The organism is Pseudonocardia sp. DxW (assembly GCF_058448985.1).
The window spans coordinates 89,445-102,308 of record NZ_JBZFLK010000022.1 but is presented as its reverse complement, the minus strand read 5'-3'; the positions used below and the strand labels follow the sequence as shown (position 1 = coordinate 102,308).

The window sequence follows — 12,864 nt, the reverse complement described above, 5'->3', positions numbered from 1 at the left end:
TCGACTCGTCATGGCTGCCGGCGTCATGGCAGACCGGAGCATCGTGATCCGGATGCGGCGCTCCGGAGCCCTCGGCCCCGGCTTCGTCGTGATGGGCCGCCGACTGATCGACCGCGGCACTCGCGAACTGTTGACTCGCCGACTGTGCCGGTGGCCCTCCGACCACGAGCTCAGGCCCGTGGGCCGACGCGACCGGGTGCAGTCCACAGATCAGCACGATCGCGGACAGAGCGACAAAAAGGACGAACCGGCGGACGCCGACGGCGGGCTCGTGCGCCTTCAGCTCGCCGACGGTGTCGCTCACAGTAACCGAACCGTACCAATGTGATCGGCACGCCGGACCGCGGCGTCGAGGCCCGCGCGGGCGACATCCCGGCAATCCGATCGCCGTCGTCGAGGACGGCGCCCATAGCGGATAGCGACCATGTCCGGGAGCCGATCCGACGGCGCTGTTATCTTGGTCGCGCGTCAACGCTGTCGTCCTGGTGTCGTTCCACACGCAGCGGAAAGCCAGGTCGTTCCAGCAGGAAGCGCCACGGAAATGTCAGCCGGTATGGGACGCGCACAGGGATGAGAGTGCTCAGCGGCAGCAAGATGAGAGCGGCTACGGCGCGACCGTTCTCCGACGCTGATTAGCGACGCGTGTTGTCGACAATCTCAACCTGCGGGCTCCCGACCGGTCGACGGGTGGCGAGAAACGACCCATGCCGACAGCCGCGTCCGGCCGCCTGAGCCCTGGCCGCGCCGTACCTGACGCCCCCGGGTGTAACGCGGCCGGTGGCAGCAGTGTCATCGCGCGCACCGCGCTGTCGTCCTACCGTCGTTTCGCCCGACCGCTCGTCCTGCGTGACAGGCCGGTCACCGAGCGTCCTTCTGCTGAAGCAACTCCGCGTGGCGCTCACCCGTCGTTGATAGGGAGCGGACGAATCGGAAAGTCGTCGCTCTCCTCGGTACTTGACGACGCATGGAGGTATCTCGGGTGCGCTTCGGGATTCGACGGGTCGGCGCACTCCTCGCGGGGATGGTCGCGGTGATCGGTGTCGGTCTGGCCGGTACCGCGGTCGCGGCCGCCGGGCCGGAAAGCAGCGCCGTTGCGCGGGAGGCTCACGCCGAGGCGTTGGTGCCGGGTACCCCGTGCACGGTATCGACGAGGGCGTGTGTCGACCTGGAGTCCCAACGAGCGTGGCTCGTCAAGGACGGCGCCGTCTCCTACGGTCCCGTTCCGATCGCCTCTGGCGGTGCCGGGCAGGAGACTCCGGTGGGCCACTCGTTTCGTGTTTACCGCAAGTCCGCCGATCACGTGAGCGGGGAGTTCAACGGCCCGGATGGCCAGCCCGCTCCGATGCCGTGGTCGGTGTTCTTCGCCGACGGTGGTGTGGCCTTCCATGGTGGTGACCGGGCCAGGTCCTCCGCCGGGTGCGTGAAGCTCGATCCCGAGCCGGCACAGATGTTCTTCAACGACCTGGTCGAGGGTGACAAGGTCCAGGTCGTCAACGCGTCCGTCGAACAGCAGGCGCGGGCGGCGGGCTGATCCTGGTCACCCCGGACGCGCAGGCGCGCCTGCATCATCACCGGGATGTGCTCGCCCGCAGGCTCGTCGAGCAACAGGCGTGCTGGACCTGCTCGATCAGGTCGTGGCGTCTCGGCATAGCGATCCGGCCACTGCCCCGGCGGCGGCGTCTGCTGCCTCGGAGGGGCACCGAGGCCGCTTCAGCGCGGAAGAATCACGACAAGTGTCCAGAGACCTGATCCTGCACACGAGCGATCGCGCGCAGGTGCCCGTGCACGTCGCGTACCCAGCTGTGTCCCTGGGTATTGCTGAAGTACAGGACCGGCATCGCGTCGAATGCCGTTGCGGCAATGGAGATGGACGAGCCCGGCCAGAGTGTCCTGTCGACGGTGATCGGGTGCTCGACGGTGAGCGTCGTTCGGGAGAGCCACGCGGTGCGGCCCGAGCGTGCTGTCCGGATGCGGACCGGCCGGATCAGCGCCGCGTGGACTGGCTGGTCACTGTCGTTCGTGACTTCCAGCTGGCCTCGGCCCGGGTCTGTCGGCGAGGTTCGGAGGCGGATCCGGGAGGCTTGCGCCCGGTGCCGCTTGAAGGTCTGTTGGCGGCGGAGGTGCCAGGCGAGGATGAACGCGAGGGCGGAGCCGGCCGCACCGGCAGCCCTCATCACACGGTGGCGGACAACCCACTCGCCGATGCCGGCTTCCTCAGGATTCCCACTGCGACCCCAACGGCCGCGTGCGATGCCCAGACCGGCCCGAGCGGCACGGGAGGACCGGTGCCTGTCGAGAATGTCGGTCATCGTTGATCAGCTCTTCGCCAGTGCGTCGTCGAGCGCACGGGTCAGATCGTCGTAGGACTTCGGGTTGAGCTGCTCGCCGTTGACCAAGAACGTCGGCGTGCCCCGCACACCGAGGGCCAGGCCGTCCTCGCGGTCGGCGAGGACGCGTTCGCGGGTCGCGGGGTCGTTGTAGGTCGCGTCGTAGCGGGCCATGTCGAGTCCGAGCTGCTCGGCGTATCTGCGGAAGCGATCGTCCATCGGGACCTGCTGTTCGCCCCACTCCTCCTGGGTCTCGAACATCAGCCGATACATCTCCTCGAGCCGGCCCTGCTGGGCGGCCGCCTCCACCGCGCGGGCAGCACGCTCGGCGTTGAAGTGGCCGGTCCCGGGGAAGTAGCGGATGACGAAGTTGACGCGGTCGCCGTACTGCTGGCGGAGCTGTTCGATCGCCGGATACACCGCGCCGCAGGCCTCGCATTCGAAGTCGAGGAACTCCACGAAGTTCACCGTGGCGCCGGGTGCGGTCGACAGCCGGTGGCTGTTGTCCCGGACCGCGACCGCTGCGGCTTCGGAGCTGTTGTCCGGGGTATCGCTGCCGAGGCGTGTGAGGCCGAACAGCACGGCCACGACGAGGGCGAACACGCCGGCGATGAGCAGGGACAGCGTCGTGTTGGACAGACGGCGAGGCGTGTGGGACGACGATGTGCGGTTGCGCGTAGCGCGTGACATGGAAGGCCCTCCGGGCAGACCAGGCGACCTGGCGTCGCGAATCGGATTCCGCTGCGGTGGTTCCGGACGCGACATCCCGCAAGACGGCCTCAGCGGCCGGTCACGGACGGGAAGTCGACCCCGGCGCCGGGCGGATCAGTTCCGATCGACGCAGAGCACGGCGACGGGCGCGCGAACCGCCGCCGGAGGAACCGGGCTCAACGTCGGCGCGGACGCGACGTGCCGCTCCGCCCGGGCCGGCCCCAGGCACGCGGGGACGAGCGCGGGGCCCGGGTCACGCGGGTTGTCGAGTCCGCGTAGCGCGGCCTCCTCGGCGGCGTGCGATCCGCTCGGGCCGTGACAGGGCCGGTCCGGGGTACACGGATCTGCCTCGTTCGGTGAGAGCAGATCCTCGGCTGCGAGACTCCTGGTGAGGCTCTCCGCATCGGGAGACTCATCGGGCCCGCAGCCGGGACATTCTGCGGTCTCCTGGTCCGGAGCCACCGTGACGGAGGCGACCATCGCCACCGACCGTTCCTGCGGTATGTCGTGGCAGGCCAGGAGGGGGCCGAACGCGGTGCGCACGAGCACGGCCAACAGCAGGACGACGAACGGGGTTGCGGGACCGCGTATCGCAGTACGCACGCTCACCCACCCCTCCTCAGAAGGCAACGGGCCTGCTCCGCCGTCGTGACGGACCCGACGTCATGTCACCGGCCTGCATCTTCGACGGCTCGTAGAGTACATCCGCCCTCCGGTGCTCTGGCCTCCGGACAGCACTACCCAAACATATCGACGATCGTTAGAATATTTGGATGGCCATGGATGACGCGTGTGACCTGCTCTGTCTCGATCTTCCGCACGCCGAACGGATCCGTGCCGCGCTGCCCGACACCACTCGTGTCGAACCGGCCGCCGACATGGCCCGCGGGCTCGGGGATGCCACCCGGCTGCGGATCGCGGCCGCCCTTCTCCAGGGTGTCGAGCTGTGTGTGTGCGACACCGCCTGGGTCGTCGGTGCGTCGCAAGCACTGGTGTCACACCACCTGCGCCAGCTGCGCACGGCCGGGATCGTGACCTCACGCCGGGACGGCCGGATGGTGATGTACCAGCTCTCCGACCGGGGCCGCGCCGTGCTGTCGGTGCTGCTCGACATCGACACCGACACCGGCGGCGACACCGCCGGGGCCGGCGACGCGCTCCTGGAAGGAGCCGATCGTGTCTGAGTCCGGCACGACGCCCGCACCCGCGAACGACAGGGTTGCGGGAGGCGACGAGGGGCCCGGCCGTATCTGGCAGGTCCGGGAACTGCAGCTCGCCGCGGTCGCTGCGGTGCTGCTCGCCGTCGCCTGGGTGATCGCCCTCGCCGTCGGTGGTCCGGCGTTACTGATCGGCGGGGTCGAGCTGGTCGCGGCCGTGGTCGCGGCGTCGACGTTCGTGCCCGACGCGCTGCGCAACCTGCGCCACGGCCGGATCGGTGTCGGCACCCTGATGACGATCGCCGCGATCGGCGCCGTCGCACTCGGACAGATCGCCGAGGCCGCCCTGCTCGGGATCCTGTTCTCCATCGCCGAAGGGCTCGAACACCATGCCGTAACCCGGACTCGCCGCGGCCTGCGCGCCCTGCTCGGGCTGGTCCCACCATCGGCCTCGGTGCTGCGTGACGGCGACGAGGTCACCGTCTCCCCTGACGATCTCGTCGTCGGCGACGTCCTGATCCTGCGCCCCGGTGAGCGGGCCGCGACCGACGGCGCCATCCGGACCGGGCGGACCAGTCTGGACACCTCCGCGATCACCGGTGAGTCGGTCCCGGTCGAGGCGGGCCCGGGTGACGACCTCTACGCCGGGACGATCAACGGCGGTGGCGCGATCGAGGTCGTGGTCAGCGCCCCGGCCTCGGACAGCTCGCTGGCGCGGATCGTGCACATCGTCGAGCAGGCCCAGGAGCGCAAGGGCTCCGGTCAGCGCCTCGCCGACCGGATCGCGCGCCCGCTGGTTCCCGCGATCATGGTCCTGGCCGTGCTGATCGCCGGGCTGGGCGCGCTGTTCGGCGACCCGGTGCTCTGGCTCGAACGCGCCCTCGTCGTGCTCGTGGCCGCGTCACCGTGCGCGCTGGCGATCTCGGTACCGCTGACCGTGGTCGCCGCGATCGGCGCGTCCAGCCGGCACGGCGCTCTGGTCAAGGGTGGTGCGGCGCTGGAGGAGCTCGGCCGGATCAGAGCTGTCGCGCTGGACAAGACCGGCACCCTGACCCGCAACCGACCCGAGGTGGTCGAGGTTCTCGCCGCACCCGGCGAGGACCACACCGACGTGCTGGCCACCGCCGCCGCGCTGGAATCCCGGAGCGAGCACCCACTGGCCCGGGCAGTCCTCACCGCCGCCGAGGCGGCACCGTGGTCGGTCGCGATAGAGCCCGCCGACGATGTCACCGCCGTGCCCGGGCACGGCCTGACCGGCGTCCGCGACGGGGTCGAGCTGCGGCTGGGCAAGCCCGGCTGGGTCGACGCCGGCCCGTTGGCCGAGGACGTCGCGCGGTTGCAGGACCAGGGGGCAACGGTCGTACTCCTCGAGCGCGGCGGCACGCTGCTCGGCGCCGTTGCCGTCCGGGACGAGCTGCGCCCCGAAGCCGCCGACGCCGTTCGCCGCATGTGCGCGCTCGGGATCGAGGTCGCCATGCTCACCGGCGACAACCATCGCACCGCGGCGACGCTCGGCGAGCAGGCCGGGATCGACGTCGTGCACGCCGAACTGCGCCCCGAGGACAAGGCCCGCCTGCTGCCCGAAATCGCCCGGGGCCGCCGGATCGCCATGGTCGGTGACGGCGTCAACGACGCCCCGGCGCTGGCCACCGCCGATGTCGGCATCGCCATGGGCGCCATGGGCACTGATGTCGCCATCGAAACCGCCGACGTCGCGTTGATGGGCGAGGACCTGCGCCACCTCCCGCAGAACCTCGCCCACGCCCGCCACGCGCGCACGATCATGCTGCAGAATGTCGGCTTCTCGCTGCTGATCATCGGCGCGCTGATCCCGCTTGCCGCGTTCGGCGTCCTGGGCCTGGCCACCGTCGTGGTGATCCACGAGGCCGCGGAGGTGCTGGTCATCCTCAACGCCGTCCGCGCCGCGCGGACACGGACCCTGCCCGGTCTGACCGCCGCCCCGGCCACCTTGGGGCGACACCACATCACGGTCGAGCCCGCGCCGGAACCGGACGACCCCTGCTGCGCGCCGGCACCCCGACCGGCCACACCCCACAAGGTGGCCACCGGACCGTCGCCGCTCGACACCGATCCGGGATCCGCCCCGGCACAACCGCCGCACCACAGTGGTTGCCCGAATGGATGCGCATGCTGCAGCCCCGAACCGCCCGCTGCCGCACGAGAGACACAGGCACACCAGAGGTCTCACCCATGACCACGACAGACCGAGCGGCACGCCTGGCCAACACCGTCCTCACGGTCGCCACGATCCCGCTCCTTCACCGGATGCGGAACGAGCTGGACCGCAACGGAACCCTGCGGCGGGGAACCCAGATGATGATGTGGGCTGCCTATGCGGCGTTCGGAGTCCTGCTCACCGCGTCCCTCGCCCGCCACCGCGACGTGCCGCCCGGCCGGCGCGTCGCCGGCTACGCCGTCGCCGCCGCCGGGACGGCTCTCGCAGGAGCCGGCATGACGCCGTTCGCGAGCCCGCAGCAGCTCAACGGCGGCGAGACTGGTGAGCTGATCACCGGCGGGATCTACAACTACAGCCGCAACCCCCAGTACGCGGGCTTCGTCGCCGCCACCGCCGGGCTCGCCGTCGCCCGAGGCTCACTGCGGGCCGCGCTGCTGGCCATCGAACTGGCCGTAGTCGTGCGCGCCTGGGTAGCGGTCGAGGAAAGGCACCTGCAGCGACAGTTCGGAACGGCCTACGGGCGCCTGCGCGGCCGAGTTCCGCGTTGGATCGGCGTTCGGTCATAGCGGGCGGGGGCCGCGCACCCCGCCCTTGGGCTCCGCACATGCGGCCAGGAGGTCAACATCATGCTGGTACAGCACCTGCGGGCGATACTGCTCGGTCCGGTAACGGTCACGATCATCATTCCGGGGTTGATCGTAACGATCATGGGACCCGCTCCGGTCGATCTTGGGCCGGTACTCGGCTACCTGGCCCTGACGGTCGGCGCCCTGCTGATCGCGGGCGGCGTCGCGATGCTCGCCTGGACGATCAGCCTCTTCGCCCAGGAGGGCGAGGGAACATTGTCGCCACAGGACCCACCGCGCACCCTGGTAGTGCACGGGCCCTATCGACACGTGCGCCACCCGATGTTCAGTGCAGTTCTGGCCATCCTCGTCGGCGAGACGATCGCAACGCGGTCCCTGAGCCTCCTGGCCTGGCTTGTCGTGTTCGCGCTCTTCGTCACGATCATGGTCCCTCGCGTTGAGGAACCGCGGCTAGCCCACCGGTTCGGCGACGACCACGCGCGTTATCGGGACAACGTCCCACGCTGGATCCCCGCCTTCACCCTTGGGAACCGCCCCCGCGAAAGCCAACCGAATGATCCGGAAGCGTCTGCTCACGTTGCCGGCGCGCTAGGCGTCGTGCTCGGCAGCGGGTCGGGGCGATCGCGATCCGGCTCGGGCCTACGAGCGGGTCGGCCGATGATCTGTTCTACGCACGTGCGGGCCGTTCGTCCCGCGCCGATGAGAGTTGCGGCGGCGGCGCCGGTCCAGTCGCCGTAGCCGAGTAGGTGCAAGCGGGGTTCGTCGATGCTGCGGGTGCCGTTGGTGCGCGGGTGTCCGTGCTCGTCGGTGCTGAGGCCGAGCGGGTCGAGGTGGTCGAGGGCCGGGCGGAAACCGGTGCACCAGATGATGGCGTCGAGGTCGGTGATCGTGCCGTCGTCGCGGGCGACGCCGATGGCGGTCAGCCGGTCGAACATGGGCTCGGCCCGCAGCACACCGCGGTCGCGGGCGGCCTTGACGCTGGGGATCATGACGACGTCGCCGAGCGCCGCGACCCCGCCGGTGTCCGGGCGCCCCTGGCGCCGGGCGAGTTCGCGTCGGGTGGCGACATCGAACAGGACGCGGCCGTCGACATCGTCGGGCAGGAATCGCGGTGGGGCCAGGGTGAACCAGTGCGTCGTCGCAACGGTGGAGACCTCGGCGAGGATCTGCGCGGCGGAGTTCGCGCCACCGACCACGCCGACGCGCTGCCCCCGGAACGGGGCGGGTCGGTGGTAGTTGACAGTGTGGATCTGGCGGCCGGTGAACTCGGCACGGCCGGGTAGACGGGGGACGTGCGGGCAGCGCCAGGTGCCGGTCGCACTGATGACCGCCCGGGCACGCCAGGTGCCCTGCGCGGTGCTGACGGCGAGGTGGTCCGGGTAGGCCTGCACTGCGGTGACATCGACGGGACGGCGGACGTCGAGTGCGTAACGCCGCTCGTAGTCGTTCAGGTAGGTGCGAACGTGGCCGGCGCTCGGGAAGGGCTCTCCCGGCTGATCGGGCATCCACCACCCGGGCAGAGGGCTGTAGCGCGCGGGGGAGAACAAGCGCAGCGAGTCCCAGCCGTGTCGCCAGGCGCCGCCGGGCCCGGTCTGGGCATCGAGGATGACGAACGGGACCTGCGCTCGGCGCAGGTAGTAGCCCGCGGCGAGGCCGGCCTGGCCACCGCCGATCACGACCACGAGCAGGTCGCGATCGGCGGTGTCAGGGGTACGGGTCACGGGTTCGGGCTCGGGCCGGTCAGTTCGGCGAGCAGGTCGTCGACCCGGGCGGCGATGTCGTCACGGATCAGGCGCATGCGGTCGAGTCCCTCGATCCCGCGGGCGGAGGGCTCGTCGGTGTCCCAGGTACGGACCTCGGTGTCACCGGCGTCGACCCGTGCTTCCCGACCAAGAGTGACCACGAGGTCGACGCGCCGGAGCAGCTCGGGATTGATCGACTTCGGGGACTCGCCGCTGATGTCCGCGCCGGACTCGGCCAGCGCCTGCGCGGACAGGGCGTTGATCGTCTCCCCCGGGTCGGTGCCGGCAGAATGGACCTCGACCCGGTCGCCGGCGGCCTTGCGCATGAGCCCGGCGGCCATCTGGGACTTGCCGCCGTTGCGGACGCAGACGAACAGCACCGCCGGCGTGGCGGTCACGACGTCGCCGCTTCGGTCAGGGTACCGGTCAGCTCGGCAAGTAGGTGGCGTACCCGGGCGTCGATGTCGTCGCGGATGGGGCGGATCTGCTCGGCGGTCTTGCCGGCGGGGTCGGTCAGCTCCCAGTCGAGATAGCGCTTGCCGGGGAACACCGGGCAGGCGTCACCACAGCCCATGGTGATCACGACATCGGCCGCTTCGACCGCCTCGGTGGTGAGGCGCTTGGGGAACTCGGTGTCCAGGCTCAGGCCGATCTCGGTCATGACGTCGCGGACGGCGGGGTTGATGCTGTCGGCCGGGGCGGATCCGGCCGAGGTGACCCGGACGGCGCCGTTCGCGTGGTGGGCCAGCAGGGCGGCGGCCATCTGGCTGCGCCCGGCGTTGTGCACGCAGACGAACAGGACTTCGGGAACCGCGGCTGCGGTGGTCACGGTGGCTCCTTGGCATCGGGCTGCTGCCGCGAGCCGCTCGCGGGCGTGGCGGGCGGCGAGCACGGGCAGGTGGGTGGTGATGCGGGCGGTCAGCGCCAGCTCGGTGAACACGTCCACGACCACGGCCTCGATCGTCTCGGAGCCGAAGATGCCGTGGAATCTGCGGGCCAGCTCGTCGACGGTCTGGTGAAGCCGGGCGTGTGGGCTGGTGAGGGCGAAGTGTTCGAGGGTGCGACCGCCGGCCGGGCGCCGTCGCGCGATGGCGACGACGACCGGCGTGGCGTCGGACGAGAAGGCGTCCATGACATGTCCGCTACTCGCCGGCCGAGCGGGTGCTCATCGGGGCTCGCTCGATCGAGACAGCGACGTGTCCGTTGCGGGGAACATGCGGCGGCGCAGCCACAGCGACACGTAGACCAGCGCCACGAGCACCGGCACCTCGATCAGCGGCCCCACCACCCCCGCGAGCGCCTGCCCGGAGGTGACACCGAACGTGCCGATCGCGACCGCGATGGCGAGCTCGAAGTTGTTGCCGGCGGCGGTGAACGCGAGCGTGGTGGTGCGCTCGTAGCCCATCCCGACCGCCCAGCCGACGGCGTAGGAGCCGGCCCACATCAGGGCGAAGTAGGCCAGCAGCGGCAGCGCGATCCGGGCGACGTCGAACGGCTGGGAGGTGATGGCCTCGCCCTGCAGCGCGAACAGCAGCACGATGGTGAACAGCAGCCCGTAGAGCGCGAACGGCCCGATCCGCGGGAGGAACGTCTCCTCGTACCAGGCCCGGCCCTTGGCCTTCTCGCCGAACCGGCGCGTGAGATACCCGGCCAGCAGCGGGATCCCGAGGAACACCAGCACCGACTTCACGATGTCCCAGGTGGAGAACGACACGTCGGTGACGGGCAGGCCGAGCCAGCCGGGCAGCACGACCAGGTAGAACCAGCCGAGCACGCCGAACATGACGACCTGGAACACCGAGTTCAACGCGACCAGTACGGCGGCGGCCTCGCGGTCACCGCAGGCCAGGTCGTTCCAGATGATCACCATGGCGATGCAGCGGGCGAGCCCGACGATGATCAGCCCGGTCCGGTACTCGGGCAGATCGGGCAGCATCAGCCAGGCCAGGGCGAACATCAGTGCCGGGCCGAGGACCCAGTTGAGCACCAGCGAGGTGATCAACAGCTTGCGGTCGCCGGTGACGGTGTCGAGGCGGTCGTAGCGGACCTTCGCCAGCACCGGATACATCATGATCAGCAGGCCGAGCGCGATCGGCAGCGAGATGCCGTCGATCGCCAGGGCGTCCAGGGCGGGGGCGAGCCCGGGGACCAGGCGGCCGAGCAGGAGCCCAGCGACCATGGCGACGATGATCCAGACCGCCAGGAAGCGGTCGAGGGTGGACAAGCGGGCGACGACGCCGGCCTCGGTCGGGTCGGTGGCCGCCTGCTGGGCGGCGCCGGTGGTGTTCTCCGTGCTCATGATGCGACGGCCTCCGCGGTGGTCGGGATCAGCAGGTCGGCCAGTGAGGCGAGTCGCTGTGGGACGACGCGGTAGTGGATCCAGGTGCCGCGGCGTTCACCGGTGATCAGCTCGGCCTCGCGCAGGACCTTGAGGTGGTGCGAGATCGTCGGGCCGGACAGGTCGAAGACCTCGGTCAGGTCGCACACGCAGGCCTCGCCGCCGGCGTGGGAGGCGATCAGGGACAACAGGCGCAGTCGGACGGGGTCTCCGAGGGCCTTGAACACGCGGGAGATCTCGCTCGCGTGCTCCGGGGAGATCGGTTGGCCGACCAGCGGCGACCAGCACGACGACGCCACGCCCGGCGACTCTTTGTTAGACATGCTTCTATATTGACGTCTGTCGAAGCAGAGTGCAACCTCGCAGGATCACTGGATCGAGCTTTGTCGATTCTATCGGCACGACTGGAGTGATCCATGCACGACCCCGGCGAGGTCGGTGACAGCACCGCGATGTCATGACGGCGCGGCCACCCCCGCCGCGACCGGCCACCGACGCCGGTCAGGGACCCGGTCTCGCGCGTCCTCGGTCAGGCGATTGTCGCGGTCGCCCTGGCCCTGGCCCTGTGAGGTCTCCTGAGCGGCGACGCCGATCTCGCAGCGGGTGGCGTGACGACGTTCGCCTGCCTGCCCGCAGCAGGGCTGGCCAAGCTCGCCCGCTCCCGGTGAGCGCACCGCTCGGAGCCACCTAGATCGAATGTTGTGGATCCAGGAGTGAGAAGTCAGGCCACGTTCACTCGGCATTCATATCGGCATTGTTCGATCCAAGCGTCTTCGGCGGACGCTCACAGCTACGGGCGCCGTCTCGACCTCGACGAGAGAGGCCAAGTCCGTGAGTGTTCGACACATGCGCAGGGCATCGGCTGCCCTGGTCGCTGTCGCTGCCAGCGTGACGCTGGTGGCGTGTGGCGGCGGTGCGCAGCAGCAGGACGGGCCGGGGGGTGAGCAGGTCTCCGGGCCGGTGCTGATCGACGGGTCCTCGACGGTGGAGCCGCTGTCGTCCGCGGCGGCGGAGCTCTACCAGGGGGAGAACCCCGAGGTGAACGTCACCGTGGGTACCTCGGGGACCGGTGGTGGCTTCCAGAAGTTCTGCAACGGCGAGACCGACATCTCCAACGCCTCGCGCCCGATCTCCGACACCGAGCGGCAGCAGTGCGAGGCGAACGAGATCGCCTTCCAGGAGCTGCAGGTGGCCAACGACGCGCTGACCGTCGTGGTCAACCCGGCCAACACCTGGGCCAACTGCCTGAGCGTGGAGCAGCTGCGCGCGATGTGGGCGCCCGGCTCGCAGGTCACGACCTGGAACCAGGTTGACCCGTCGTTCCCGGCCGAGCCACTGCAGTTGTTCGGGGCCGGCGCGGACTCGGGCACCTTCGACTACTTCACCGACGAGATCGTCGGTGAGGAGGGGGCATCGCGCACCGACTACAGCCCCTCGGAGAACGACAACGTCACCGTCCAGGGCGTCACCGGCTCCCCGGGCGCGCTGGGCTACTTCGGGTTCTCCTACTTCGAGGAGAACCAGCAGCAGCTCAAGGCACTGCAGGTCGACGGCGGCGACGGCTGCGTGGCCCCGTCCGCCCAGACGGTCCAGGACGGCTCCTACACCCCACTGGGCCGGCCGCTGTTCATCTACGCCTCCGATGCCGGGCTCGCCAAGCCGCAGGTCGTGTCGTTCCTGGAGTTCTACCTGCAGCGCAACGACGAGATCGTGCAGGCCGCGCAGTTCGTGCCGATGACCGACCAGCAGAAGCAGGACTCCACCGCCAAGCTGGACCAGCTCCGCCAGCAGGCCGGAGGCTGAGC

14 protein-coding genes and 2 pseudogenes are annotated in these 12,864 nt (G+C 70.1%); 6 read left to right on the top strand and 10 right to left on the bottom strand.

Annotated features, from left to right (window positions below; genetic code table 11):
- The coding region (locus ACVJO7_RS27755) for a hypothetical protein (RefSeq protein ID WP_491675329.1) at positions 1-304 on the bottom strand (304 nt) is incomplete at its 3' end.
- A 717-nt stretch (positions 305-1,021) separates the two neighbouring features.
- On the opposite strand from ACVJO7_RS27755, the gene ACVJO7_RS27750 reads away from it, so the two are divergent.
- Positions 1,022-1,531: a L,D-transpeptidase gene (locus ACVJO7_RS27750; RefSeq protein WP_491675334.1), complete on the top strand. Its 510-nt coding sequence runs from the start codon at positions 1,022-1,024 to the stop codon at positions 1,529-1,531.
- 193 nt (positions 1,532-1,724) lie between these two features.
- On the opposite strand, the gene ACVJO7_RS27745 is transcribed toward ACVJO7_RS27750, so the two are convergent.
- The 3 genes from ACVJO7_RS27745 to ACVJO7_RS27735 all read right to left on the bottom strand — a co-directional run bounded on the left by ACVJO7_RS27745 (position 1,725) and on the right by ACVJO7_RS27735 (position 3,647).
- Positions 1,725-2,309 carry a hypothetical protein gene (locus ACVJO7_RS27745; RefSeq protein ID WP_491675328.1) on the bottom strand — a complete coding sequence of 195 codons (585 nt, stop codon included), beginning with the start codon at positions 2,307-2,309 and terminating at the stop codon, positions 1,725-1,727.
- A 6-nt stretch (positions 2,310-2,315) separates the two neighbouring features.
- Complete coding sequence (locus tag ACVJO7_RS27740; RefSeq protein ID WP_491675327.1) at positions 2,316-2,915, bottom strand: DsbA family protein; 600 nt, start codon at positions 2,913-2,915, stop codon at positions 2,316-2,318.
- Positions 2,916-3,152: 237 nt separating this feature from the next.
- Positions 3,153-3,647, bottom strand: a complete 495-nt coding sequence (locus ACVJO7_RS27735; RefSeq protein ID WP_491675326.1) for a hypothetical protein — start codon at positions 3,645-3,647, stop codon at positions 3,153-3,155.
- A gap of 164 nt (positions 3,648-3,811) precedes the next feature.
- Between ACVJO7_RS27735 and ACVJO7_RS27730 the strand changes: the two genes are divergently transcribed.
- From ACVJO7_RS27730 to ACVJO7_RS27715, 4 genes and pseudogenes are all read left to right on the top strand, one after another.
- The gene (locus ACVJO7_RS27730; RefSeq protein WP_491675325.1) at positions 3,812-4,222 is read left to right on the top strand and encodes an ArsR/SmtB family transcription factor; all 411 of its coding nucleotides are present in this window, start codon (positions 3,812-3,814) and stop codon (positions 4,220-4,222) included.
- 64 nt (positions 4,223-4,286) lie between these two features.
- Complete coding sequence (locus ACVJO7_RS27725) at positions 4,287-6,410, top strand: heavy metal translocating P-type ATPase (RefSeq protein WP_491675333.1); 2,124 nt, start codon at positions 4,287-4,289, stop codon at positions 6,408-6,410.
- On the top strand, positions 6,407-6,958 hold the full coding sequence (locus ACVJO7_RS27720) for a methyltransferase family protein (protein WP_491675324.1): 552 nt from the start codon (positions 6,407-6,409) through the stop codon (positions 6,956-6,958). Before ACVJO7_RS27725 ends, ACVJO7_RS27720 begins: the two co-directional genes overlap by 4 nt.
- Before the next feature lie 60 nt (positions 6,959-7,018).
- Positions 7,019-7,438, top strand: a pseudogene (locus tag ACVJO7_RS27715) (methyltransferase family protein); the annotation flags it as partial.
- Between the two features lie 113 nt (positions 7,439-7,551).
- On the opposite strand, the gene ACVJO7_RS27710 reads toward ACVJO7_RS27715, so the two are convergent.
- The 6 genes and pseudogenes from ACVJO7_RS27710 to ACVJO7_RS27685 all read right to left on the bottom strand — a co-directional run bounded on the left by ACVJO7_RS27710 (position 7,552) and on the right by ACVJO7_RS27685 (position 11,382).
- The gene (locus tag ACVJO7_RS27710; protein ID WP_491675323.1) at positions 7,552-8,700 is read right to left on the bottom strand and encodes an ArsO family NAD(P)H-dependent flavin-containing monooxygenase; all 1,149 of its coding nucleotides are present in this window, start codon (positions 8,698-8,700) and stop codon (positions 7,552-7,554) included.
- Entirely contained in the window at positions 8,697-9,119 is a 423-nt protein-coding gene (locus ACVJO7_RS27705; protein WP_491675322.1) for an arsenate-mycothiol transferase ArsC, read from the bottom strand. The genes ACVJO7_RS27710 and ACVJO7_RS27705 overlap by 4 nt, the downstream gene beginning before the upstream one ends.
- Positions 9,116-9,550 carry an arsenate reductase/protein-tyrosine-phosphatase family protein gene (locus tag ACVJO7_RS27700; protein ID WP_491675332.1) on the bottom strand — a complete coding sequence of 145 codons (435 nt, stop codon included), beginning with the start codon at positions 9,548-9,550 and terminating at the stop codon, positions 9,116-9,118. The genes ACVJO7_RS27705 and ACVJO7_RS27700 overlap by 4 nt, the downstream gene beginning before the upstream one ends.
- A 30-nt stretch (positions 9,551-9,580) precedes the next feature.
- Positions 9,581-9,853 (bottom strand): annotated as a pseudogene (locus ACVJO7_RS27695) (three-helix bundle dimerization domain-containing protein); the annotation flags it as partial.
- Between the two features lie 33 nt (positions 9,854-9,886).
- Positions 9,887-11,020, bottom strand: a complete 1,134-nt coding sequence (arsB, locus tag ACVJO7_RS27690) for an ACR3 family arsenite efflux transporter (RefSeq protein WP_491675321.1) — start codon at positions 11,018-11,020, stop codon at positions 9,887-9,889.
- Positions 11,017-11,382 carry an ArsR/SmtB family transcription factor gene (locus ACVJO7_RS27685; RefSeq protein ID WP_491675320.1) on the bottom strand — a complete coding sequence of 122 codons (366 nt, stop codon included), beginning with the start codon at positions 11,380-11,382 and terminating at the stop codon, positions 11,017-11,019. Before ACVJO7_RS27685 ends, arsB begins: the two co-directional genes overlap by 4 nt.
- A 523-nt stretch (positions 11,383-11,905) precedes the next feature.
- Here ACVJO7_RS27685 and ACVJO7_RS27680 point away from each other — a divergent pair.
- The gene (locus ACVJO7_RS27680) at positions 11,906-12,862 is read left to right on the top strand and encodes a PstS family phosphate ABC transporter substrate-binding protein (RefSeq protein WP_491675319.1); all 957 of its coding nucleotides are present in this window, start codon (positions 11,906-11,908) and stop codon (positions 12,860-12,862) included.
- Positions 12,863-12,864 lie beyond the last annotated feature (2 nt).